Below are 23,697 nucleotides of genomic sequence, written 5' to 3'. Positions count from 1 at the left end.
TCTTTACATCTCGAAGTTAAATTTTACCATAAATCGCCAAAAAAATAAAGGGAATTATTTTAGTTTTTCAATTATTCTACCTCTTTAGTACACCTTTTCATAATCTCTTATAAATATGCATGTTTAAAAAACCACCATATTCAAAGTGAAACACAAGTAAAGTAGATTTTTACTTAATTTTTAATCCAACATTTGCGTACACCGTATTAAAAAATATGTAATCGCGATTCTGATAACCGCAATTGATTTCGTCTTTATCATTTTTTCGAATATTTACTTTCAAATAATCATTGTATCTCAAAAAAATGGAATAGATTGAAGGCGGCAATTGTTTTAGGAATTTGAAACTAATCGCTAATATCCCATTCCCTTCCTCATCAATCGTTACATCTAACACAGTTTCAATTTGAGCATCCTTTGTATCACGTATAAGTACATCCATAATCGATGAAATATATAAACCATATACTTTAAAATAAAGGTAGTACATGTCATCTTTAATAATTTCTTTTTGAGCAACTGCATACATAGGAGTTCCTATGTACTTAAATTCATTTTCTAAAAACGGAACCAAGATATACGGATAATTATCCTTTATAACAACTTTCTTCACCTTTTCTTCTTTATTCCATTTGAAAAGTTTCTCCAAATCCTTGTATCTTCTTTTGCAAAACAATTCGTACACCACTTTATGAAAAGGCTCAAAGAAATTATCCGAAAAATCATAATGTAGCCATTTAGTCGTTTTTACCACTTGCCTAAATTTATAATAATAGATCCACTTAAGCTTTGTTCCTTGAAAGTGCGGTGTGTTGAAAAATCTAGAAATGCAATCAAATTCATATAATCGGTTTAAAATCATTTTTTCCTTTTCAATTTCTAATTTTTTTTGAATGATATAATAAATAACTTGTAAATTACTGTTCGTTTTTTGAATAATATTTGTTTGATTCGTTAATCGATTGTTATTCCCTGAACGATTTAAATAATAGATAGTTGCTTTTGTAGTAGAGACTCTATGGCAATGGGTTAAAACATCGATAAAAAACTGCTTGTCCTCTGCAAATTTCATTTCTGGAAATAATAGATGATTGTTTTTAATAAGATCTGCTCTGCACATTCTAGCTCTTGGTCCTAAATGTTGGAACATATGCGGGATAGAAAATGGAGACACACTTCTTCTCTCTTTACACGATTCGTGCTCCCCCACGATTTTTGTACCTTTCTCTTGAATCTGAATCGTTTTTCCAACTACATAATCATCATCAGTTTCTTCTAGTATCTTGTATAGGCTTTCAAGTCCACTCGGCTCCAGCCAATCATCTGCATCTAAAAAAGTAATGTATTTAGCACTGGCCAACCCAATTCCAATATTCCGTGGATAGCCAGGTGTTCCTGTGTTTCGTTGTAAGAAAACGACTATTATATTAGGAAACTTACTAGCGTACTCTAATAAAATATCTTTGGATCCATCTCTTGAGCAATCATCGACAAGTATGTATTCCATATTTTCTATCCCTAATGTTTGGTTAATTACCGAATCAAGTGTTCTTCTTAAATATGTTTCCGCATTATATACTGGGGTAATTACCGTCACTTTAGGAGGATTGCTATCTTTTTTTAAAGATGGTTCATTAATAATTTTATAATTTTGTCTTGGGATCTTTTGCCTTTCGTTCATTTGCAGATGCCGATTAATCATAAATGGTCACATCGTCTTTCTTCATATATAAATCAAACTATTTGTAGTTTTAAACAAACAGTAGAAAAAATATACAGATTCATCTATATAAGAATTAATGTTTTATTAAAAGGCTGTTTTCGTAAAGTTTTTTAAAAAGTTTTAATATATTTAAACAGAAATATCTGATAATATATAATATAGGATATTTTTCTTAAAAGCAGAAAAAATAGTCTATTATGGAAGTAGGTAAATAAATATTGAAAAGTTTTTTAGAAAAAGTCATATATTTTTCGTTTACGGCATTTATTTTCTTTATCTTGTGGAAAGTTGTACAAATAATATGGGAAAAATTTGTGCCTTGGAATTATAAAACAGACCTTTTAGGGATTTTTGTAGTAATTCCAATATTGGTAGGAGTATCATTTATATTGTCGCATTTGATTTTTAAGTTCATAAAAGATCCCAAAAAATCCAACGCTATTTGACCTCATAAATAGAGGTCATTTTTATGCACTTCTAATTGTTTCTACTGCTAAGTAATTAGATTTTTGATACGCTGAAATGAGCATTTGTTCAATGCTAAATCTTTCCCTAATGCAAGCTAACGAAACTAATGTAGGTAATTGTGATCAAAATAGCAACATTCTATACGAAAATAGCCTATAAAAAAAGCATCCAAAATAATAGGATGCTAGGTAAAAATTAATTTTCATATTTAACGAATCAATCGTTAACATCGTTCTCCCGTTCCATTTGAAATTTGAGAAAGGTGAAAGAAATATATATGGAAATTTATTTTAGCTTCTTTTGATATTTACTGTGACCATCCTCTTCCCCAATATATTCAAATCCACTTTCTTTATAAAATTGGTTTAATCTTGCATTATGAGCAACACAATCTAATTTTAAATATATCTTTTCTGATGAGTTATTTGCTTGTATCCATTGCAAAATATTCTTTCCAATCCCCTTACCAATATATTTAGGTAAAACAGCTAGTCTATGTAAATATAAGGAAATATGATTATCGTCCACCCCAAAAATATGTTTATCCCAGTCACTTTGTACTGGAGAAAGAGTAAAAGTCCCTATCAATTCAGTATCGGCTAATATAATGTAAGTATATTTATTCGAAATAGCTTCACTGATTTCTTCATTATCTCCGCCTGCTAATAAATATTGCCATTGATCAGCTTGTTTATTTTTTAACCATTGAGCAACATCTTTTAACAATGTGATTACTTGATCCGTTTCTGAATCACCTGCAAGTTTTATATTATATTCTTGAAGTAAACTATAGTTCATCTTTCCCTCCTGTTAATGAACGAAAATTTAATACATTTACTTAAAAAAGTTATTTATTCTAAATCAAAAACTAGTTTATCTAAGTCAAAACTATAATACTTTAAAACTCAATTCTGTAACCACTCTTCCAAAAGGATTATCCATGGACGAAATTTTATATAATGTTTTATTTTTATTAGAATTTCCCGATTTTGGTTTTTATCTATTTTTGTTATGTCCCACAAACGATTTCAAAGTTAATAATACAGTTGAAACTACAAGCCAAACAAGAAATGCAATAGTAATTAATGTCAATACCTTGTGTTTCAGGTGTTGAGGCTCCATTCCCAATTGTGAAGAAAAACTACCAATCAAACTATCAGGAAGTAGAAAGTATGAAGAAAACAAAATAAGAAAGAAAATTAATCCTTTTACGATAACATACACCCCTAAATATTAAATGTGGTCAGACATAAACTATAATATGTCTCCTCCATTTCAAAAATAAATGATGTTAACAGAAATTCTTTTATATGCTGTTTAGTGCTTTCGTTACTACGACTATCGACCATTTACATTTTAGATGTGATACAGCCTCTTTAATCTATCGAACTTTTATAATATTAAGAATTTGGAGAGGTATTAAATATCAACATTTACCTTTAACAGAGCTATAATGATTGTACTAGCAGCTAGATAATGCTACAGTACCATCCACCTCCATTTCAGATGCGAATTATCAATATTCCATTACATAATAACCTCATTTATTTCCAGTCGTTATCTTTACATAAGTTCGTAATATGTGCCAAATGATGTTTTCCATGCCATGCATAAATGCCTATATTTATTGCAACAGAAAGTTTTCCTAAGTCTGGATGATGAAATGTTTTTGCCAAATCATTTGAATTCAGGCTACGTAATAAATACACCCAACGTTGATGTAAACCATTAATTAAATGTAGTGACCCCTCTACAGGTAGTGAACAATCAGAAAGCTCAGCCCATTTTGCTTCATCATAAAGTTTAATCGTAGGATTTTCTTCTGTTAAAGCCAGCTTAATACGGATGTAGGCATTCATATGACTGTCCGCAATATGATGAACTACTTGACGAATAGTCCAACCTCCCTCTCTATAAGGTGTATCTAGCTGTTCATTGTTTAAATTGCTTACAGCTTCACTTAATAATGCTGGTAAAGCTTCAATATCCTTAATCCAACCATGTATAACACTTTCTGTTATCTCACCATTCACCTGAAATTTCCCGATTGGATATTTCTTATCCATCTTTATTCCCCCTCTTAAGCATGATTCTTCATTTTATTATTCAACTATTAAATATTTCTTTACATGCTGCTTAATTCCTCTAAAAATAAAACATTTTAAAAATATTCTTCCATTTTATCTTTTATGGTAATATCCTCTATATCTTTTTCTCTTAATAATTCTGCAAAAGCTTCCATAATAAATTTTCGTGTTCGCGTAATACGTGGATCAATTCATATTGATTACATCTTTTCCCTACAAACATGAAGTTTTTAAACAAATTAGCCATTATGTTGTTTAGACAACTATTATAAGAGCTCATTGATTGAAATTATACAAAAAAACCTTTACATTAATTATACAGCATATGTTTATTTAGCAAGCTATGTTGTTTAGCTACATCATATGAATAACAACTATTTTGAAGTAATGGTTCTATTTAATTGTTAACCATATGGTACGTGTCATATCGTCCATAATCAATATAATGATAATCATATGATCAATTACATCAGAAGAATAGGGGAAAAATAGAATGAAAAATGTTTTAGTAGTAAAAGCAAATAACCGCCCAGATGGAATTTCTACACGCATGTATGAAACATTTATTAATGCTACAAAAGAACATGATGATTTAAAAGTAGCTACATTTGATGTCTTCCAAGAAGATATGCCTTATTTAGGACAAGACTTATTTAATGCTTTTGGTAAAATGCAAACAGGTGAAGAATTAGCAGATATCGAGAAACGTATTTTAGCTTCAAAACGAAAAGCAATGGATGCATTTTCAGATGCAGATGTAATCGTATTTGCTTTCCCGCTATGGAACTTAACGATTCCTGCTGCACTTCAAACATTTATTGATTACGTATATGCTTCTGGCTTCACATTCAAATATGATCAAAATGGACAAATGCAACGTTTAATGACAGACAAAAAAATCGTCTTATTAAATGCACGCGGTGGTGTGTATTCAAGCCCAGAGGCTGCGCCAATGGAAATGTCCGTTAACTATATGCGCACAGTATTTGGCGAAGTGTTCGGAATGGAAATTATCGAGGAAGTAATTATCGAAGGACACAATCAAATGCCAGGCAATGCAAAAGAAATTATTGCACAAGGTCTTGAAAAAGTAGCTGAAGCTGCACATAATTTATCTTCACAAGCTGTAAAAGTAGGAATGTAATTTAGCCAGATTAATATCTTTGGTCGATTAAAAAATCTTATAACAGCAACACTAAAGCCTCCCTTCGCCTTAACAAAAATGCATAGGGAGGTTTTTTATAATTTCATTAAATAAGCATTATATCATTTATGTTAATTTCTCAAGTTATTTCTATTTTCCCCTTTTTACACTTCAAAAACCGTCTCTGCTATTCATATTGAATAACGAGATTTTTCTGTTGATAAAATTTGCAGGGATTTTTATAAAAAGTTAAGAATTCTTAGTATAATTATGATACCTATATTCGTTATACAATTGAATCTTTTATAAAAGGGGTTAATTTTATGACAGAGCAAATAACAAGTAATCTATATGAACCAGCAAAAGACCTTCAGCAAAAGTTTGATGGTGTTATTTCTGAATTTGGTCAAGGTTTATGGAACTATTGCCGCTATCTAACGGGCTCTCCGTGGGATGGTGAAGATCTCTATCAAGAAACAATGTTGAAGGTTTTAGGTGGACTATATCAAAGATGGCATCCTACGAATCTCAAATCATATTTATATCGTATCGCAACGAACACTTGGATCGATCATTGCCGAAGGGAGAAACGATTTATTGGTACATTACTAGAGGAAAATGTGCCAGCAGAATCATTTGCAGACAATCTGGATATAGAAGATGCTCTTGAGGAGCTTTATCATCTTTTTACTCCAAGACAGACAGCTGTGTTTTTACTAATGGAGGTATTTCAATTTCAAGCGGATGAAGTTGCCGGCATGGTAAAAACAACTCCGGGTGCAGTTTATGCAACAATAAGGAGAATGCGAAACAAATTAAAGAACAAACCGACATTTTCGAAATCAAATAAAAAAACCGACTATAATAAAAATGAAGTAATTCAAGCATATTTAAAAGCTTTTAATCAAGGTGATATGGAAGGAATACTTGAGCTTATTAGTGACCAAGCACATTATGAAGCTTCATTAGGCTTTATCGAAGTGACGAAAGAAGAAATTAGGAAAGGTTCGCTGCAATATGGTCTGCCTGGTCATAAGGCGAAAGAGTATATTTTATGGGGTAAGCCTGTAATTATTGTTCTTGCAGAAACAACTGATGGTCCGGTCGTTCATGATATTCAGTATCAAGAAGTAGAAAATGGGGAAATTGTCCATCACCGAAGCTACTTCTTCAGAAAAGAATTTATTATTGCCGCGTCTAGAGAGCTTGGCTTAGTTCCACAACTAAAAAAAGAGCCTTTTTTAAACTGGGAACTATAAATTAATTTATCTGTTTTCTAATTGATGGTTTTCCAAATAAAAACGATTAGTGAATTTTATCCCAAAAAAATAGAATGTTGGTCGATCTGCTTGAAATGCCTAGACGAAAAAAGTTGACCAACATTTTTTTATACCATTGATGTGGAGTAACTCATGAGTTTTTCATGATAAAAAAACATTATCAAGAATTAATACAATAATTGCTATAACTAGAAAAACTCCAGCTAAAAAATGCTTACCAGTAGCATATACACCTGCTGATGCTAAACCAAAAACAATCATTTTAAGTATAATTAGGAGCGGAGTGCTAACAGGTAACGTTGCCTTTGGTGCGAGAAATAGTCCCCAAAAGAAGGCAACAATAAGTGGAGTCCCGATTCCAAGGACTATCTTCATCACTATCCCCTTACCTGCATGAAATCCCCAATAACTATATGCGATTAAAGCCACTATTTCTATAAGAAATACGATTGCCATTAATAAATATTGAAACATTTATAAAACCTTCCCCTTTGTTTATTAAAAAACCTAAACAGAGTAATTTGCATCAATGTGAGTCGACGTTTCCTTTTTCTAACGCTAGTTCCAGTCGTAAAAGTCACCTCCAAGGAATCATCAACTCACAGTGCTATTTAAAACACTTAAGTTAAAAATCTATCTATCTATCTACTTAAATAGTTTTATTCATTTCAAGAAGATAATTATCTAATTGATTAGCAGGCTCAAAGACTGAATTTCCATGACAAACTTCTAGCCGTTTTGGCTGCAATTGCTGTATAATCCGACTACTGTTTACAGCTTCCTTCATATCAGCAGTGAACATGGCCATTGGCTTTTTGAGTTGACCATTTTTTGACGTAAATAGATCACCAGCTAATAAAACTTTATCCTCCTCATGATAGTAAGCAACATGACCTGGTGAATGCCCGGGAGTATGGTACGGTTGTAAGCCCGCAATGATTTGAAGATTCCCACTTTCATCTGTCGGTAAAGCAGTTGCTAAATGTTTTCTTACAGACTGAGCAGCTTTTTTTCTTCTTGGATATGGAAGATCTCCTTCCATATAGGGAAATTCAATTTGGTGAGCATATACTGGGACATTTTTTTCTTTTAAAATCGTTTGTAATGACCCAACATGATCGGAATGACCGTGAGTTAACACGATGCTTTGAAGCGGCCCCATTTGAATCTCTTCGATATATTTTAAGATTCCTTTTGCCATCGAATTTATCCCTGCATCTACAAGTGTCACTCCCTTTTCATCTGCGACTAGCCAGACATGAATAGGAATAATCATCCATGTTTTCAAACTCCAAATATGCTCAGAAATTTGTTCCATTTTCATTTTTATCACCCTTTTGTTTTAATTTTTCATTGAATCCTAAAAGAAGGACCTCCACTGCCTGATCAAATGTAGATGTTAGCCGACTCATTAATACCTCAATTGTTTCATGTGGGTAAGAGTATGTCGCAACAATACCTTGTATGTTAAAGAAGAAAATACGCGAAAACGCTAATAACTGCTCCCCTTCATTAATGGATAGACAATTTCGAATCGATCGGCTGATGATCTTAAATATATCCAGCCGCAACTTGTTAATTTCTGTATCTGGTTCCTCCACATCCACTCTGGCCGATTTTGCTGAAATAAAAATGGTATACATACTCCGATTTACAAGACAGAAACGGATATATTCTCTACTAATCTCCTTTAATTTTTCTTCAGAAGTTAATGCCGTTTCTGACGAGAATCTCTCCAATTTCTCTTTTAAGTCCTGCAAAACAGGCATGGAAAGCTTGTGCAATAAAGCTTCTTTATCCTTAAAATAAATATATATGGTGGTATGGGAACAACCTGCTTCTTTTGCAAGTTCTCGCATCGTCACAGAATCATAGCCCCTTTTTGCAAACAGTTTACTAGCTGCATTTAATATACTTGTCTTTGTTTCTTCAGACCTTTGTTCCTGTTTACTAGCCATCATTATTCCTCGCTATCTTTTTTTATTCATTATAACCATTGGTTACTAACCATTGGTTATAATATAACCGATGGTTAGTTTTGTGTCAATAATCTTTTGCCTTTATTTTCTGAATAAGTAACAGGAACAAAGTATAAAGCTAGAAAAAGTAGTCCACCTTTTTTAGATGGACTACACATTAGAATCTGTTTTATTTTTAAACCCTTTAATGGCAACATAAACTGAATAGAGGAACAAAAATGCACCAAGTACCCAAGATCCATATTTTTCGCTGGGAATGATTTGAGCTAACCATTTATTGAAAAAGAATTGAAAGCTTATTTTAAAAATGATACCGATTATAAAAAAAAGGATAATATCTCTTATAAACTTTACTAATTTGAATTTCTTTGCTTGAAATCCCTCAATAACACCAAAAAATAAGGAGAAAGTAATTACATCAATTAAGTACATGCAAGTACCTTATCTTTTCTGTTCATAAATCATCCAGTATGTTTCCACTCTGGGATTCCTCATCAAAAGTCAAAACCTCTTTAACAGGCTGATATGATTCACCGTAGAAATGTTGATCCTTATAAGTATGTATTAAATCATACGTCTTTTTCATTGCCTCATATATTACCTCTTCTGATTCTCCATTTGGAGCCCAGTAAAGGATTTCCATTTTATTAATTTCATTTGTTGCAAGTGATCGCCTTTTATAGCCGATAGACTGGGCATGCTCAAAGCCCTCTCTCTTATAAAAACGAAGCCTTTTTTCTGTATCGCTGTCTTCATAATCAACCGGTTCCACTTCTAGAATAATTGGCTTTCCCTTTTGTTTCATTTTTTCGATTAATTTATGACCTAGCCCTTGGCCACGGGCGTTTGTGGAAACAAAAAGGTAATCAATAAAAACAAAATTGTCCAACTCTGCATACATTAATACATGATTAGTGCCTTCATCCTTATGATATATTTCTGATCGTTCGTCTAATAAAGTTTCCATATGCTCTCTTGATTTCATCTCTTCAATGGGAAAATATTGATTTAGTTTTTCATACCAGTGCATATTATTGGCTCCTAACCATGTTTTAGTTTCAATATTTTGCAAAACATATATTAGAAGTATTTGTTAATTTCTTTAGTCTCATACAAAATTAATCCTTATCTAGCCTTCATACAGGAATGTGATAATTATTTCAATTTTTCCAATGTATCAACTGAATAATGGAACATTTCCAGTAAATCATCAATCATCTCTTCCGTAATTATCCGTGAGAAATCAATAATAACTTCTTCCCTCACTCCATGTAAGGAGGAATTAATCTGTCTTTCATCATAATTATGCTCTAGACCCCAGTGATGTTTAATCATTTCCATATACTTTTCGTTGTGTTCATTCCAAGAAAAGGAAATATGTACAAGAGCACCAATTTGCTTTTGATTACTTTCAGGTAAAAGTTCGGATGCTAAATGGACTAATGTTGCATCTAGAGATAATTTTGCAAAAACAGATGATGTTGGGTGGTTTAATCGATATGTTATTTCATACATCCTCGAAAGCGTGGCAAGGTCTACTATGTCTTTTCTATCGACCATTTTAATACGTCCTTCTATATCAAGATCATATACCGCCCCTTCAATAACGACCTTCATATTATCGTAAGCTGTAGGGTCAAACATTATATTCCCTCCGTTCTCTTTTATCTAACAGCTAATTGTAGCCGCTTCTATTATTAAATAGCAGCTATGGACCTTTTGTTTTTTCGCTACTATAAACCGAATTACATTAATAATACAACCAATTCCTAAATAACCAAAACATTCACAAACATTACTTTGACAACTCCATTTTAACAATTTATTATTTATATTTATAAGTATAAAAAAATAATAAAGTAAGAAGGTAATAGAGTTGGAAAGACAGAGGATTAGAAAGGCACAGCGGAATCTTTATACCTTTCTTGTGAGCAAGATGCTGACATCGCTTGGTTTTGGAGTTTTTAATTTTGGGATTAGCTTATATATTTTGTCTGCCACAGGGTCGGCATTAAGCTTTGCGACGAACATTATGTTTAATGTTTTACCCCGAGCATTGGCTGCACCGCTCGCTGGATATGTCGCTGATCGTTTTCCAAAGAAGCGTATAGTGGTCGCAAGCATGGCAGGAATCACACTATCAGTAGGAGCATTAATTGTTTATACACTTATTTATGGGATTTCTGTTCCAGCAATTTATACGATTACTACGATATTTTCTACCATTGGAGCCTTTAATGGGGTAGCATTTTCAAGCTCTATTCCAAACTTAGTTGGAAAAGAACGTTTGCAGAAAGCTTTATCTTTCAATCAAATCTCTTATTCTATTGGGGGGATTGGTGGTCCGGCTATAGGTGGTATGTTGTATGGTTTTATGTCCATGAAGCTCTTCTTATTTGTTATGATGATTGCCTATTTCATTGCACTTTGTCTCGAGGCAACAATGGATTTTACATTATTTGAAGTAAAAATAAAAAAGAAAAAAGAATCGATGGCAAAAAGTATGATAGAGGGTTTTCGTTATTTACGGACAAAACCGCTTGTACAGACTCTTCTCATGACAACCTTATGGATAAACTTTTTTTCTTCGGCTGTTAGTGTCGGTCTTGTATTTGTATTAGTACAAAAGCTTTCGTTTGCATCTTCTCAGGTTGGATTTATTGAGGGAGCAGGGTCTATTGGAATGTTAATAGCGTCTTTATACTTATCTGTTAGATTCTTAAAAAAACCGTTATTTTTTGTTCGACGTTCTGCGATATATATGTGTTTGATTATTGTTTCTATGACAATACCCCTACTATTAAAATTTAATAGTGTACAATCCTTTATTTTGTATATGATATTGATGTTTCTATTTTCCGCTATGAGTATTGGGGCAAATACACCGATGGGAGTTATGATCCAGCAATCTATTGATGAGGAGCATCGTGGACGTGTGTTTGGCATTATGGAGACGTTATCAGTAGGAATGGGGCCAATTGGATCACTCGTATTTGGTGCATTATTTGATATTGTTGATGCGAAAGTGATTTTTCTAAGTGCCGGTTTATTATTATGTATGATAATCGTATGGTTGTTACGGTTTAGTAAAATAGGAGTTACGGAAAAATGGGTGCACATTTCAAACTAGTGTAAAAATCCAAACCATTATACAGGTTTGGATTTTCTTATTAGTTTTTACAGTTCATTTCTGTTTGAAATTCTCTAAACAATTTTTACAAATACATGTTTTCCGTAATTGCTCTGGCGGAACTAGTTCAAAAATTTCATTCGGAAAGACTTCTTGTGTACACCAGCAATTATGAGATGATGAGTTTTTAGAATTACAACATTGATTGCTTTTCCCACATAATGGGCAGATTTCTATCTCTTGAAGTTGTTCACTTTCTTTGTGCATATTTAGATCCCCTCTTCGTCTACCACCTTACTAATATTATACATTATAAATTTCAGTAAGATGTTTATTATCAAAACATGTGAACTGTTTACAATAATAATATTATATAAAACTGCATGGAATGAATTATTTCCAAATAGTATTGGATTCGTTATAATAGGTAAGTATGTAAAAAATTAATTGTTAGTCTGAATTATTTTCGTGTAACGGAAATTTTATCATATTGTTATGTATCTTTTTGAGGAGGAACAATTATTGACTATTACAAATGAAAAAACATTTATTACAGAAATTAAGCACCTAGATGAAAAAGGTTCTGGACAGGCAGAGGTTTGGCGCGAAAATGAACTTGGAAATCCTAAGAAGTTAAAGCTTACCATCCCACAAACACTTCCTGGTGAAAAAGTACGTGTCACTGTTGATCAGCCGGAACGAAAAAGAAGAAAAGCGATGCCGGATGAAATTTTGGAAGCACATCCAGAACGTTTGGAAGCAGCTTGTCAACATTTCGAACTATGTGGAGGCTGTGTATGGCAGCATTGGCAATATGAAGGTCAATTAAAGCAAAAAACGATTCATGTTAAACACGTTATCGAATCCCAAGGTTTTGATCCAAATCTTGTTCAGGATACGATTGGAATGGACGAACCTTGGAGATATCGCAATAAAATGGAATTTACTTTTGCTACGGATGGTTCTTTAGGGTTACATGAGCAAGGTAATTTCCGAAAAATCATTTCTCTTGAGACTTGTTTAATTGCGGGCAAGGAAATGGTCGAAGCTGCGATGGAAATTGCGGACTGGGTAAAAGTACATCAGTTAAAAGGATATGATAAAGACGCTCATGAAGGATTGCTCCGTCATTTGATGGTGCGTCAATCCTTTGCAACTGGTGAAATGATGCTTGCCCTTTTTGCTACGGAAGGTCCGGACGGAAAACTTGAAAAGGCTGTTGAAGAATTAATTATTCGAATCCAACAGAAATTCCCACAAGTACAAAGCTTATTATGGCTAGAAAATACGGATTGGGCGGATCGCACGCAATCTGAAAAGAGCCACGTGTTGGCAGGGCGTGATTTTATCTATGATGAAATGGCTGGATATCGCTATCGACTTTGGTTTGATACATTCTTCCAAACAAACCCTACTCAAGCACAAAAATTAGTAGAAATCGCATTACAAATGGGCCAACCGAAAAATACAGAAAAAATGATTGATCTATTTTGCGGTGTAGGTACCTTCTCTCTTCCATTCGCAAGTCGCGTAGCTAAACTTGCAGGCATTGAAATTGTGGAAACTTCAATTGAATCTGCAAAAAGAAATGCACAAGACAATGGAATTACTAACACCTACTTTTTAGCAAAAGATGCGCGAAAAGGAATTGATGAAGTCCTTGAAAGCTTTGGACATCCTGAACTTTTAATGCTCGATCCTCCTCGCTCCGGTGCTGGCGGCAAAGTAATGCGTAGGATCGGTCGTTCTAAGCCTGAACGCATTGTATATGTATCCTGTAATCCAGATACATTTGCTACAGATATTAAAGAGCTTGAACCATTTGGTTATACATTAAAAGTCGTGCAGCCGGTTGATTTATTTCCGCATACGGTGCATGTAGAATGTGTTGCTTTGTTAACTAGAACAGAGAATAATTAATATTCTGTACTAGAACCCTCCTAAATCTTTAGGGGGGTTCTTGCTGTTTTAATTTTTTTTTGATTTACTTTAATTTTTGAATGTATTTTTCTCTATAAGAGCGATAATTGCTAACTAAATGTTAATTTTTGATTTTATTTCTTAGTCGAGACTCTCATTTGATTGAATGATTACAATTTTTCCTAGTGTTCCTCTCCACAGTAAAGCGTAAATCTTCGTCTTTACATAATAATTCAGGCACTTCTCACCATAATTCAGGCGTTTCCGAAAATAATTCAGGCACTTCACGCATTAATTCATGCATTTCGAAAAATAATTCAGGCAAATAGGATGAATCTAATAAAAATTGTCGCATGAGTGATTACTAAAAAGGCAAATCCATTATTAGAAGTGATCAATATGGGATAGTGTCAAGAAAATGAGGATATACAGCTTTCAGGAAATTTCAATATTAAAAAGCCTAATTTCTCATTTAATGCGAAGAAATTAGGCTTTTTTCATTACTCCATTAAAGAGCTTTATTGTATAGGAGTAAATAAATTTTATAATAATTCCCTATATATTTTTCTTTTTAAAAAGGAAGGTTTTGTAAAAGTGATGTCGTAATAATTAATGTTGAATAAGAGCCTAAAGCTGTTCAGCAATACCATGATCAATTACCACTAATTACAATTCTAAATCATTCTCCATCTATGATTCTTTTAAGTTAGTATGGAAAGTTATCTTCTATTATTGTTTTGGTATTGTTCTCCCAGTCTTCTCTTATCATTGCATACCCAACAGAATCAAATAGTTGTCCGCTTTGCCTCCATGATCTACGGTTATAAGATTCTTTTACAAATCCGCTATTAAAGAACGTTTTTCTCATCGCAAAGTTATCATATCTGGTATGACCTTCGATTCTAATAATATGAGTGTAATTATTGAATACATAAGTACATAACCAATTTAGGACATGCTTTGCTATTCCTTTGCCTCTAACGTTTTCTTTTAATCGCAAATCGAATAAACATATGGGGTCTTCTAATTCAAAAATTCTTATTAAACCAATTTTTGTATTATTATCTATGATCCAAAATGTTTCGTTGCCGTTTTCGGTATAATTTCCGTCGGCTAAATTTTTTCTTATTGATTCCTCAGTAGGATTCTCCTGTCCATGAAAATTCCATGTTTCTGATGTTAAAAATTCTACTAATTCATCAACCATTTTATTTTCAAACTTTAAATATGTGTACATCGTTTTCCCCTTTGAATGGATACCTTCAATTAATTAAATCCACATATATAAAATTCTATAACCTAAGTTATAACGTTTTCTTGCTAAACTAACCCACATCCATTATAAGTAAAATATTCACAATCTGGCTTTTTAATGGATATTTTCTTTTACAATAAATTTGATGAAAGTTTTCTCACCAATGATACGAGTTACTATTTCTTCTATCTTAGAAGTGTATTTCGATGCAAGCCAATCTCGTTGAAAATCATTTCCAACTTCAACTTTAAAAGTATTATCAACGATCTCCAATCCTGTAGTAGCTTTAAACCATGTTTCATAACTAGATTTACTGATTTGTTGTTGTATTTCGGTTAATGTCATCTCCCATAATTGCGTTCCAGTTATCACCATAACTCCACCCCTTAAATAATATAATTTCTATCAATTAAAATGCCCTTTATGAAAAAGGGCATTTACCTATTTTTATTTAAACCAAACCGTCTTCGCCTCAACAGGAACTCGCTCCGCTTTTATCTGAAAATCCTGTTTCGGATAGCCAACATAAACAAGACCTACAATTTTGTCATTTTCCTCCAACTGGAGATATTTATTTAATTCTGGTTCATATGCAATATCTCCTGTTCTTGCAACAGTAGCTAAGCCTTTAGCAGTTGCAAGTAATAATAGGTTTTGCATCGCACAACCGTTTGCGACGATTTCCTCGATTTCAGGAACCTTACCGCTTGGGCTTGCCGCCATTATAATGATAACAGGTGCTCTCAGCGGTCCTTTTCTTGCTTTTTCAATCTTTTTATGTGCCTCTTCTTCACTTAAGCCTTTCGTTTTCTCTTCCATGATTCTGGCCATTTCATTCCCTAATTTAACACGGCCATCCCCTTTTACAACTCGAAATTTCCAAGGTTCTGTTTTTTTATGGTTAGGAGCCCAAGTTGCGGCATCCAATAATTCATTAATCACTTCATCTGGCACATCTTTTTCTTCTACTGCTCCAATTGAGCGACGAGATTTGATCAAATCCATTAATTCCATGTGTAATCTTCTCCTTTTTAATACAAACATATATAGAGTATAGAATATGGAGAATTTTTCTTCAAATATTATGAAATCGTTTTAAAATTATTCTCTGTACTATCATGATACATTCAAAGTCCATTGGCTCTCGTGCAAATGAATGTATTGAGTCCTTTAACATGTGAATAATAACGTTAATTAGTTATATACAATATTGATTCTGTATTCAAAATTCAAGGGGGCAGTAAACATGAAAAATATCATTACCAAAGGAGTAAATTTAGGACTGGGTCTTGCGATCACAAGCAAAGAGCAGGCACAAAAAATCGTAGATGAGATGGTGAGAAAAGGAGAACTTAGCCGTGATGAGTCTGTAGAATTTGTTGAAAAACTATTTCAAAAAGGTATCGAAACACAACAACAATTAGATCAATTGGTTACTAAAAAAGCACAAGAACTGCTTGCTAAATTAAATGTAGCATCAAAAGAAGATATTCAACGATTGGAAAAACGAATTGACCAGATTGACCAAAAAATAAATACTGCCGAATGATTGTTGCCATAAAGGAGTGAATCCCTATTTTAGAAAAAAGAGTTCGTCATCTCGGGCGTTATAGAGATATCGTTGCTGCCTTTACCCGCAATGGTTTCGGTTTTATTATCAAAGATTTAGGACTGCTTGAAATCCTTACCTTACCGAAGCGCTTATTAATAGATGGTCATCATGATATGAATTCTAAGTCCATTGGGGAACGTGTTCGATTGATACTCGAGGAATTAGGTCCGACATTTATTAAAATTGGTCAAATTGCTAGTACTCGGCCAGATTTAATTCCAGACGAAATATTGCAAGAACTGGAGAAGTTACAGGATCATGTTCCCCCTTTTTCATTTGAAGAAGTGGAGCAAATTATCAAACAGGAACTTGGAAGTTCAATAGAAATGTTATTTAAAGTTTTTCAGGAAACACCATTGGCAGCGGCTTCCATCGGACAAGTTCATTTCGCAGTTTTGAAGTCAGATGAGCATGTAGCAGTCAAAATACAACGACCTAACATTAGTAAAATCATTCACACGGACTTAGAAATTTTACAAGACTTGGTTCAGCTAGCGGCACAGCGCTTGGAATGGGCTTCTCGTTATCAATTGCCAGAAATTGTAGAGGAATTTTCGAAATCACTTCGAGCAGAATTGAATTATTCGATTGAAGCTCGAAACACTGAAAGAGTTTCGAAACAATTTGACAAAGACGATAAGATTCATATTCCAAAAGTATACTGGGATCTATCCTGTCAAAAAATATTAACGTTGGAATTTGTAGAAGGCATAAAACTAAATAATATAGATACATTGAATGAGCTAGGTTACAACCGAAAAATCTTAGCGGAAAGATTCGTTCATTCAATCTTCCACCAAGTTTTAATAGAAGGATTTTTCCACGGTGATCCCCATCCAGGTAATATTTTGGCACAGCCGGGAGAAGTCATCCTATTTTTGGATTTTGGTATGATTGGACGACTCACCCCAGAAATGAAAACCCACATTGCCGCCCTCATAATTGCCATGATGCGCAAAAATACGGATGGTGTGATAAAAGCTATCACTAGAATGGGGTTAATTGCTGATGATATCGATATGCGGCAATTAACGAAGGATGTAGATGAATTAAAAGAAAAATATTTGGATGTGCCCTTAAGTCAAGTAAGCCTTGGTGAGTCAATAAATGATCTGTTTTCTATTGCATTTAAACATCATATACAAATTCCCGCAGACTTAACTTTATTAGGAAAAACCCTTCTTACAATGGAAGGTACCGTGGAAATGCTGGATCCAGAGCTTAGTATAATAAAGATAGCGGAGCCATTTGGCCGCAAACTTCTTAAGGAACGGTTACACCCAAAGAAGGTAGCTGAAAATGCTTTTAATTATTTACTTGAGTACGGAGAAATCTTTTCCCAATTACCAAGACACATTCAAGACTTAACATCCACTATCAAAAAAGGCAAATTACGAATGGAAATTACTGTACCAGAGCTTGAACAGTTTTTAAAAAAGCTGGACAGAATCAGCAATCGCCTGTCATTCAGTATCGTATTGCTTTCTTTTAGCATAATAATGGTTGGGCTAATTATTGGATCTGCGTTAACTAACCAAACTACCTTATTATGGAATATCCCAGCCCAAGAAATTGGCTTTATCTTTGCTGTTTTAATGTTACTGTGGTTACTATTTTCCATTTTTAGATCAGGGAAAAAATAGAGTGTCAGGCACCGAAATGCCTGACACCTTTATTTTTTGTTAAAGCCTTGCTTTTCGACGAAATCCTTCATATATTTTCTAGTTGGTACTTTAAATTTTGCAGCCATCTGATTTGTCCAGGTATCATCCCGTTTTCCATTTGTTCGGTCAATATAATATTGTTGGATCGTTTTGTTATATTCTTCTAATTGTTTTTTCAGGATAGTAGCATCAGATTGATATTCATCCTCATGATAAATATGCTCAATAGGCAAACGCGGTTTTTGTGATGATTGATTCAATGGGTAGCCAATGGTCATCCCAAACAATGGAACAACAAAAGATGGTATATTGAGTACTTTTGATACTTCTTCCAGATTATTACGGAGTCCACCAATATAACAAATGCCTAATCCTAATGATTCTGCGGCTAAAGCAGCATTTTGCGCGGCTAATGCGGCATCGATAATGGCAACCATAAAAGTTTCAGTCGTTTCCAATGCTGGATGGATATCCACCTTTTCCATTTCAGCAATAAGTTCATGGCGATGCAGATCCGCACAGAAAACTAGGAAATGACCACAATTTTCAACATGTCGATTTCCGGATAGTTCAGCAAGTTTCTTCTTTTTCTCTTTATCTTTTACCCCAATAATAGTATAGGCTTGGACAAAGCTTGAGGTTGCTGCCGATTGTGCACTTTCCACAATAGCCTTGATTTGTTCTTCCGTTAAAAGACGATCCTCAAAATGACGGATGGATCGATGATTTTGGATTAATTCGATGAATGGATTCAACACTCTTCACCTCTTTTAAAAATATGTTCTCTTTCTTACTTTTCCACACTTGCAAAAAATCTACCGTCTTTAAATACAAATATTAATATACATATCTACCCTATATAAATCAATTCAATCAACTCGTGACTAGGAAAGGTTTTTTTATATAAAACAACAAAAACAAGAACGTATATTCTCTATTTGTGATATGATTTTATAAAAATGGAGGTATAATATGGGACTAATTAATATTGAAAAACGGATGGAACATTATAATGTAACTGGATTAAGCATTGCAATTATTGAAGATGCACAAATTACTAAGCTAGAGCAATTTGGATTGCTAGAAAAAGGAACAGAAAAAACTGTAAAAAGAAACTCTTTATTTAGTGCGTGTTCCATTAGTAAGTTCTTAACTGGAATACTAGCTATGAAGCTTGTGGATCAAGGTCTACTTGATTTAGATGAGAATATAAACAAAAAGCTGACATCATGGAAGATTCCTGACTGCCCATTTTTAGAAAATAAAAGTGTAATTTTACGAAATTTGCTAAGCCATCAATCCGGAATAATGGACCCTAAATATAGCTTTATGGAGCTTCAACCAAATGACCGTTTTCCTTCCATATTAGACTTATTAGCTGGAAAAACGATCTATTGTAAAACACCTATCGAAGTAAGCTATGAACCTGAGAGTGAATTTCACTATTCTGATGCAGGATTTTGTATCGTACAACAGCTGATTGAAGATGTTACACTGAAACCTTTCGAAAAGGTTGTGCGGGAAGAAATATTTCAACCATTAAATATGGAAAATAGCACTTATGCAATGCCAAATTTCAACAATATTGATTATTCTTGTGGTCATAATAAATTCGGAAATTTAGTAGATGGAAAGTATCCCATATATCCTTATCCTGCAGCTTCTGGACTTTGGACAACACCATCTGATTTGGCCATATTGGTTATAGAATTAATGAATGCTTTAAGTGGAAAAAGTAAAATCGGTCTATCTATAAGTAGTGCTAAAAAAATAATAAGCCCTCAAGGTAAAGAGTGGACAGGACTTGGAGTTTTTTTAGATGAAGCAAAACTTGAGATTTCATCACTTGGTTGGGGTGTTGGATTTCAATCAATGATGGTGGCTTATCCTAATACAGGAACTGGAATCGTCATCATGTCAAATACAGATTTAGGTGTTCATCAAATGAATGGAATTATTGGGGAAATATATCGTACATATATTGATACAGTTTCATAAGAGTACACCGAAAAACAATGAAATGCCCTTGTTAAAAACAGGGCATTTCATGATGTATCATTGCAATTTTATATTATTAATAAAAAATATGCTATTTATTCACAGGAATCTTAATAGGCTTTAGTGTAAACACTTGATTTGGTTCATCATCATTTTTAATAATGGTAACCTTTGGAATAACCGTAATCGACGTCGCCTTCTTATTAATAACCGAAGTTGATATTCGAGAATCTTCCGTTTCCCAGTAATCACGGTAACCTAATAAAACATTATATTTATTACCTAAGTTATCCGATATTTGATAATCGATATTAATAAACTCCCAATTTTCCTTTTTCCATTGCTTCATCCACTTTTCACCTATTTTTTCAGAAAGGTATAAATTAGTGGAAATAGGTGTGGTAGTCATTTTCCAAAGTTCTACCTCAACATCTTTATTTTTAGACAAAAGTCCTTCATACATTTCAGTGTCACCTTTTAAAGCAGAAAGAGTAAATCGAAATGGCCAATTTCCAGTCTTGTTTTTTAATCCATATGATAGAATAGCTTGCCCATCCCATTTTATATGAACCTTGTCAGAGGGGGTACCGTGTAAATAAACGATATATAGTCCCGCATACTTCTTATTATTTATTTTTCTTGTAAAATATCTAGTAGATGTCACCCTGTAGCTATCGTCCCCCATTGAAAAAGATCCATCTAAAACAGGTTCCTTCCCAAGTTTCTTCTCACTTTCCAACGTATAGGCAATCGTAATCGTTTCCTCATCATATACAGCATCTGTAACAGTGATACTTATTCCATTGCTTTCCTTTGTTACACCAATATCTGTTGAGTGTGCTTTAAAATCATCAAAGATAAATTCGTTATTGTCATTCTTCAAGTATTCATATAAATTCCCTATAAATGGGATTTTCGTTGCGAATGCAGGAAAAGTAAAACTTAAAGCAAGCAATGACACGATCAATATAGCCGCAGCAGAAGAAATGTTTCTTGGTAAATGATTTTTCCTTTTTTGTTTCAGCACAGCATGTTTTACTCGCTCAATCTCCATTTCACTTATTTCCATTGGTTGTACATCGACATCTATGTTCAGTTGACTAAAATGTTTATATAGTTTTTTCATGAAATGCACCTCCTAATCGAATTTGTTGCAATCTTTTTTTCCCCCGATAAATTCGATTATCTACAGAAGCTTTTGTTAGACCAAGTTGTATCGCAATATCATCGTTTTTCATATTTAAGAAATACTTCATGATAAAAATATCACGATCTATTTTTTCTAACTGATTCATTATTTGAATTAGTTCATTTGTCGATTCCTTTAAAAAGAATTCGTCCTCTGCGGATGTTACGGTAAAATGATTTTCTTCTATTTGCGTGATAGTTGGTGCTCTTGCAATGTTTCGGAGCTTATCAATAGCTTTGAATTTGGCGATGGTACATATCCATTTTCTGAAATCCTCATGATTACCTTGAAATTGCTTAGCATTCTCAAAAGCACCTAAAAAAGTGTCATTTATGCATTCTTCTATTATTTGAGGATCTTGATTGGATTTAAATGTATTGTGAATAACTGCTTTTACAATGCCTAAATATTCACTAATTACATATTCAAGTGCAGTTTCTTTCCCTTTTCGAAAATAGTGAATATAATTTTGGTTCGTAATTTTCATATTTAATCTCCTTAAAAGATTGTAGAGGCCTTTACACTATATACATCGAAATAAATTATATATATTCTCATACTTTTCAAATTTTTTTAGAGAAATAACACTAAAGGGGATTTATACTAAGTTTCTTGTAAATGGAGAGGATAAGAGAAGACACCTGTGCTCTTTCATTTTATCATTACGTTTATTATAAAGAATATAAGAATAGGATAAAAAAAAGCCGATGTGTCACCATCAGCGTTCAGTTAGCTACTCCACAAGAAGAGTGGTGGCTAAATGGGAAAGAGTAACCCTTCACCTAGTTTGCGCCAGGGAGGGTTACTTTTCTTTTATAATCAAAGTTGCAAAAATGAGCATTCTCGAAGATAGTCATTGGCAACACCTACTTCCTTGCTCTTACATGATCACAAGACAAGAAAACAAGGTGCCACCTAGCTAATTTTTATATATTATCAAAGCTTCATATAAAACATAAGTTCCTATGCTTTTTTATACCTCATCCACTACTTCTTTTAATATTTCATATGACCGCTTCTGTTTAGCAGTGTCATAAATATAAGACACTGCCATTATCTCATTCACATTGAAATAATCTTGGAAATTCGATAACTGCTGTCTTATACTCTCTTTACTACCCATGAAACTCATGCTAGACATGGATGCGGACATTTCCGCTTCCATTGGCGTCCAAAGATGATCCATGGTATCTACTGGTGGTTGAAGTTTTAATCGGGTACCTCGAACAACATTAAGGAAAAACTGTTTCATCGTCGTGGATAAGTGTTTCGCCTCTTCATCTGTTTCAGCTGCAATCACATTTAAGCACACCATCATATAAGGTTTATCTAAATACTGTGAGGGCTTGAATTCCATACGATAAATTGAAATCGCTTCTTCCATATATCTTGGTGCGAAATGAGAAGCAAATACATACGGTAATCCCAATCGGGCTGCTAAATGAGCGGAATCCGTAGAGGAGCCTAATACATAAATTGGAATATTCGTTCCGACACCAGGATATGCTTTTACTGATTCTTGCTTGTCTTCTGGACCAAAATAAGTAAGCAGTGCTTGAATATCATCAGGGAATGTATACACTGAATCAACTTGTGAGCGTCTTAAAGCACTTGCTGTTTCCATATCTGTACCAGGTGCGCGGCCAAGTCCTAGGTCAATTCGACCTGGATATATAGTAGCCATAGTTCCAAACTGTTCTGCAACAACTAATGGAGAGTGATTTGGAAGCATAATTCCGCCGGAACCTACTTTAATTTTATTTGTATGTTCTAAAGTATGTTTTATTAAAATCGATGTTGCTGAACTGACAAGTGTTGATGTATTATGATGCTCGGCAATCCAGTATCGGGTATATCCCATTTTTTCTACCGCTAGCGCCAAATCCACCATGGAATCGATAGCATCTTTAGAAGTCTGCCCTTCACGGATTGGAGCTAAATTTAATACGGATACAGGTATATGTAAATTTGTCATCCTCTTTTATCCTTTCAAAATGTAGATTAATACTATAGTAACAATTGGTAATCACAAAACCAACTTATTTGCTCGGTTTTAAACAAATATAAGTTAATAGTGAAGCAATAAAGAAACTGTAATATTGGTTGAAAGCCAAATAATAATATTGTTTTTACATTGGTGCATCATAACTAGCAATAAAGGATAATTTCTGAACCTATTCTGTGTGTGGTGTCCTTTTGATTGGTTCAAAAGGACAAGTTGCGATCCAATCCCGAGTAAAGTGTCCTA

The 23,697-nt window shown here is 33.6% G+C and carries 23 protein-coding genes and 1 pseudogene; 7 read left to right on the top strand and 17 right to left on the bottom strand.

All coding sequences use genetic code 11. From position 1 onward, the window contains the following. Positions 1 to 169: 169 nt before the first annotated feature. The 4 genes and pseudogenes from AC3WJF_RS03070 to AC3WJF_RS03055 all read right to left on the bottom strand — a co-directional run bounded on the left by AC3WJF_RS03070 (position 170) and on the right by AC3WJF_RS03055 (position 4,257). Positions 170 to 1,702, bottom strand: coding sequence for a glycosyltransferase family 2 protein (locus AC3WJF_RS03070; protein ID WP_492449629.1), 1,533 nt, complete (start codon positions 1,700 to 1,702; stop codon positions 170 to 172). Positions 1,703 to 2,476: 774 nt separating this feature from the next. Then, the gene (locus tag AC3WJF_RS03065; protein WP_492449628.1) at positions 2,477 to 2,989 is read right to left on the bottom strand and encodes a GNAT family N-acetyltransferase; all 513 of its coding nucleotides are present in this window, start codon (positions 2,987 to 2,989) and stop codon (positions 2,477 to 2,479) included. A gap of 428 nt (positions 2,990 to 3,417) precedes the next feature. Then, a pseudogene (locus AC3WJF_RS03060) lies at positions 3,418 to 3,537 on the bottom strand (IS1595 family transposase); the annotation flags it as partial. Between the two features lie 198 nt (positions 3,538 to 3,735). After that, the gene (locus AC3WJF_RS03055; protein WP_492449627.1) at positions 3,736 to 4,257 is read right to left on the bottom strand and encodes a YfiT family bacillithiol transferase; all 522 of its coding nucleotides are present in this window, start codon (positions 4,255 to 4,257) and stop codon (positions 3,736 to 3,738) included. A 514-nt stretch (positions 4,258 to 4,771) separates the two neighbouring features. Here AC3WJF_RS03055 and AC3WJF_RS03050 point away from each other — a divergent pair. Together AC3WJF_RS03050 and AC3WJF_RS03045 are read left to right on the top strand one after the other, a co-directional pair. Further along, a complete protein-coding gene (locus tag AC3WJF_RS03050) occupies positions 4,772 to 5,422 on the top strand; it encodes an FMN-dependent NADH-azoreductase (protein WP_492449626.1) in 651 nt (216 codons plus the stop codon). Between the two features lie 323 nt (positions 5,423 to 5,745). Then, complete coding sequence (locus AC3WJF_RS03045) at positions 5,746 to 6,681, top strand: sigma-70 family RNA polymerase sigma factor (protein ID WP_492449625.1); 936 nt, start codon at positions 5,746 to 5,748, stop codon at positions 6,679 to 6,681. Positions 6,682 to 6,843: 162 nt separating this feature from the next. On the opposite strand, the gene AC3WJF_RS03040 is transcribed toward AC3WJF_RS03045, so the two are convergent. The 5 genes from AC3WJF_RS03040 to AC3WJF_RS03020 form a co-directional block, all read right to left on the bottom strand. After that, entirely contained in the window at positions 6,844 to 7,176 is a 333-nt protein-coding gene (locus AC3WJF_RS03040) for a YrdB family protein (protein ID WP_492449624.1), read from the bottom strand. A gap of 175 nt (positions 7,177 to 7,351) precedes the next feature. After that, positions 7,352 to 8,026: an MBL fold metallo-hydrolase gene (locus AC3WJF_RS03035; RefSeq protein WP_492449623.1), complete on the bottom strand. Its 675-nt coding sequence runs from the start codon at positions 8,024 to 8,026 to the stop codon at positions 7,352 to 7,354. Then, complete coding sequence (locus AC3WJF_RS03030) at positions 8,004 to 8,663, bottom strand: TetR/AcrR family transcriptional regulator (protein ID WP_492449622.1); 660 nt, start codon at positions 8,661 to 8,663, stop codon at positions 8,004 to 8,006. Before AC3WJF_RS03030 ends, AC3WJF_RS03035 begins: the two co-directional genes overlap by 23 nt. A gap of 472 nt (positions 8,664 to 9,135) precedes the next feature. Beyond that, positions 9,136 to 9,711 (bottom strand): GNAT family N-acetyltransferase, encoded by a 576-nt coding sequence (locus AC3WJF_RS03025; RefSeq protein WP_492449621.1) that lies wholly within the window; start codon positions 9,709 to 9,711, stop codon positions 9,136 to 9,138. Between the two features lie 125 nt (positions 9,712 to 9,836). Beyond that, positions 9,837 to 10,325, bottom strand: coding sequence for a hypothetical protein (locus tag AC3WJF_RS03020; protein WP_492449620.1), 489 nt, complete (start codon positions 10,323 to 10,325; stop codon positions 9,837 to 9,839). Positions 10,326 to 10,557: 232 nt separating this feature from the next. Here AC3WJF_RS03020 and AC3WJF_RS03015 point away from each other — a divergent pair, with 232 nt between their 5' ends. Beyond that, positions 10,558 to 11,811, top strand: coding sequence for an MFS transporter (locus AC3WJF_RS03015; RefSeq protein ID WP_492449619.1), 1,254 nt, complete (start codon positions 10,558 to 10,560; stop codon positions 11,809 to 11,811). 54 nt (positions 11,812 to 11,865) lie between these two features. Here the strand turns inward: AC3WJF_RS03015 and AC3WJF_RS03010 are convergent, their stop codons facing one another. Beyond that, complete coding sequence (locus tag AC3WJF_RS03010) at positions 11,866 to 12,078, bottom strand: cysteine-rich CWC family protein (RefSeq protein WP_492449618.1); 213 nt, start codon at positions 12,076 to 12,078, stop codon at positions 11,866 to 11,868. 255 nt (positions 12,079 to 12,333) lie between these two features. Between AC3WJF_RS03010 and rlmD the strand changes: the two genes are divergently transcribed. Then, on the top strand, positions 12,334 to 13,731 hold the full coding sequence (rlmD, locus tag AC3WJF_RS03005) for a 23S rRNA (uracil(1939)-C(5))-methyltransferase RlmD (RefSeq protein ID WP_492449617.1): 1,398 nt from the start codon (positions 12,334 to 12,336) through the stop codon (positions 13,729 to 13,731). Between the two features lie 706 nt (positions 13,732 to 14,437). Here rlmD and AC3WJF_RS03000 read toward each other — a convergent pair. The 3 genes from AC3WJF_RS03000 to AC3WJF_RS02990 form a co-directional block, all read right to left on the bottom strand. Further along, complete coding sequence (locus tag AC3WJF_RS03000) at positions 14,438 to 14,968, bottom strand: GNAT family N-acetyltransferase (RefSeq protein ID WP_492449616.1); 531 nt, start codon at positions 14,966 to 14,968, stop codon at positions 14,438 to 14,440. A 132-nt stretch (positions 14,969 to 15,100) separates the two neighbouring features. Then, on the bottom strand, positions 15,101 to 15,361 hold the full coding sequence (locus AC3WJF_RS02995) for a DnaA N-terminal domain-containing protein (RefSeq protein WP_492449615.1): 261 nt from the start codon (positions 15,359 to 15,361) through the stop codon (positions 15,101 to 15,103). Positions 15,362 to 15,433: 72 nt separating this feature from the next. Then, complete coding sequence (locus AC3WJF_RS02990) at positions 15,434 to 16,000, bottom strand: nitroreductase family protein (RefSeq protein WP_492449614.1); 567 nt, start codon at positions 15,998 to 16,000, stop codon at positions 15,434 to 15,436. Between the two features lie 232 nt (positions 16,001 to 16,232). Here AC3WJF_RS02990 and AC3WJF_RS02985 point away from each other — a divergent pair, with 232 nt between their 5' ends. Both AC3WJF_RS02985 and AC3WJF_RS02980 read left to right on the top strand, forming a co-directional pair. Then, positions 16,233 to 16,535, top strand: a complete 303-nt coding sequence (locus AC3WJF_RS02985) for a phasin family protein (protein ID WP_492449613.1) — start codon at positions 16,233 to 16,235, stop codon at positions 16,533 to 16,535. 26 nt (positions 16,536 to 16,561) lie between these two features. Next, entirely contained in the window at positions 16,562 to 18,241 is a 1,680-nt protein-coding gene (locus AC3WJF_RS02980; RefSeq protein WP_492449659.1) for an ABC1 kinase family protein, read from the top strand. 29 nt (positions 18,242 to 18,270) lie between these two features. On the opposite strand, the gene nfsA is transcribed toward AC3WJF_RS02980, so the two are convergent. Continuing rightward, complete coding sequence (gene nfsA, locus AC3WJF_RS02975; protein WP_492449658.1) at positions 18,271 to 19,017, bottom strand: oxygen-insensitive NADPH nitroreductase; 747 nt, start codon at positions 19,015 to 19,017, stop codon at positions 18,271 to 18,273. 217 nt (positions 19,018 to 19,234) lie between these two features. On the opposite strand from nfsA, the gene AC3WJF_RS02970 reads away from it, so the two are divergent. Beyond that, positions 19,235 to 20,260: a serine hydrolase domain-containing protein gene (locus AC3WJF_RS02970; protein ID WP_492449612.1), complete on the top strand. Its 1,026-nt coding sequence runs from the start codon at positions 19,235 to 19,237 to the stop codon at positions 20,258 to 20,260. Between the two features lie 91 nt (positions 20,261 to 20,351). Here the strand turns inward: AC3WJF_RS02970 and AC3WJF_RS02965 are convergent, their stop codons facing one another. The 3 genes from AC3WJF_RS02965 to AC3WJF_RS02955 form a co-directional block, all read right to left on the bottom strand. After that, positions 20,352 to 21,386: a DUF4179 domain-containing protein gene (locus AC3WJF_RS02965; RefSeq protein WP_492449611.1), complete on the bottom strand. Its 1,035-nt coding sequence runs from the start codon at positions 21,384 to 21,386 to the stop codon at positions 20,352 to 20,354. After that, positions 21,370 to 21,936 carry a sigma-70 family RNA polymerase sigma factor gene (locus tag AC3WJF_RS02960; protein ID WP_492449610.1) on the bottom strand — a complete coding sequence of 189 codons (567 nt, stop codon included), beginning with the start codon at positions 21,934 to 21,936 and terminating at the stop codon, positions 21,370 to 21,372. Before AC3WJF_RS02960 ends, AC3WJF_RS02965 begins: the two co-directional genes overlap by 17 nt. Before the next feature lie 486 nt (positions 21,937 to 22,422). Continuing rightward, positions 22,423 to 23,424, bottom strand: coding sequence for an LLM class flavin-dependent oxidoreductase (locus tag AC3WJF_RS02955; RefSeq protein ID WP_492449609.1), 1,002 nt, complete (start codon positions 23,422 to 23,424; stop codon positions 22,423 to 22,425). Positions 23,425 to 23,697: the final 273 nt, after the last annotated feature.

The sequence above is a fragment of the Heyndrickxia sp. FW510-T9 genome (assembly GCF_058781025.1).
This window is presented reverse-complemented; position numbering and strand designations above follow the sequence as displayed.

Excerpts from the sequence above, each read along its gene's own strand:
- AC3WJF_RS03070 (WP_492449629.1), bottom strand. The coding sequence starts at position 1,702 with ATGATTAATCGGCATCTGCAAATGAACGAAAGGCAAAAGATCCCAAGA.
- AC3WJF_RS03065 (WP_492449628.1), bottom strand. The coding sequence starts at position 2,989 with ATGAACTATAGTTTACTTCAAGAATATAATATAAAACTTGCAGGTGAT.
- AC3WJF_RS03055 (WP_492449627.1), bottom strand. The coding sequence starts at position 4,257 with ATGGATAAGAAATATCCAATCGGGAAATTTCAGGTGAATGGTGAGATA.
- AC3WJF_RS03050 (WP_492449626.1), top strand. The coding sequence starts at position 4,772 with ATGAAAAATGTTTTAGTAGTAAAAGCAAATAACCGCCCAGATGGAATT.
- AC3WJF_RS03045 (WP_492449625.1), top strand. The coding sequence starts at position 5,746 with ATGACAGAGCAAATAACAAGTAATCTATATGAACCAGCAAAAGACCTT.
- AC3WJF_RS03040 (WP_492449624.1), bottom strand. The coding sequence starts at position 7,176 with ATGTTTCAATATTTATTAATGGCAATCGTATTTCTTATAGAAATAGTG.
- AC3WJF_RS03035 (WP_492449623.1), bottom strand. The coding sequence starts at position 8,026 with ATGAAAATGGAACAAATTTCTGAGCATATTTGGAGTTTGAAAACATGG.
- AC3WJF_RS03030 (WP_492449622.1), bottom strand. The coding sequence starts at position 8,663 with ATGATGGCTAGTAAACAGGAACAAAGGTCTGAAGAAACAAAGACAAGT.
- AC3WJF_RS03025 (WP_492449621.1), bottom strand. The coding sequence starts at position 9,711 with ATGCACTGGTATGAAAAACTAAATCAATATTTTCCCATTGAAGAGATG.
- AC3WJF_RS03020 (WP_492449620.1), bottom strand. The coding sequence starts at position 10,325 with ATGTTTGACCCTACAGCTTACGATAATATGAAGGTCGTTATTGAAGGG.
- AC3WJF_RS03010 (WP_492449618.1), bottom strand. The coding sequence starts at position 12,078 with ATGCACAAAGAAAGTGAACAACTTCAAGAGATAGAAATCTGCCCATTA.
- AC3WJF_RS03000 (WP_492449616.1), bottom strand. The coding sequence starts at position 14,968 with ATGTACACATATTTAAAGTTTGAAAATAAAATGGTTGATGAATTAGTA.
- AC3WJF_RS02995 (WP_492449615.1), bottom strand. The coding sequence starts at position 15,361 with ATGGTGATAACTGGAACGCAATTATGGGAGATGACATTAACCGAAATA.
- AC3WJF_RS02990 (WP_492449614.1), bottom strand. The coding sequence starts at position 16,000 with ATGGAATTAATGGATTTGATCAAATCTCGTCGCTCAATTGGAGCAGTA.
- AC3WJF_RS02985 (WP_492449613.1), top strand. The coding sequence starts at position 16,233 with ATGAAAAATATCATTACCAAAGGAGTAAATTTAGGACTGGGTCTTGCG.
- AC3WJF_RS02970 (WP_492449612.1), top strand. The coding sequence starts at position 19,235 with ATGGGACTAATTAATATTGAAAAACGGATGGAACATTATAATGTAACT.
- AC3WJF_RS02965 (WP_492449611.1), bottom strand. The coding sequence starts at position 21,386 with ATGAAAAAACTATATAAACATTTTAGTCAACTGAACATAGATGTCGAT.
- AC3WJF_RS02960 (WP_492449610.1), bottom strand. The coding sequence starts at position 21,936 with ATGAAAATTACGAACCAAAATTATATTCACTATTTTCGAAAAGGGAAA.
- AC3WJF_RS02955 (WP_492449609.1), bottom strand. The coding sequence starts at position 23,424 with ATGACAAATTTACATATACCTGTATCCGTATTAAATTTAGCTCCAATC.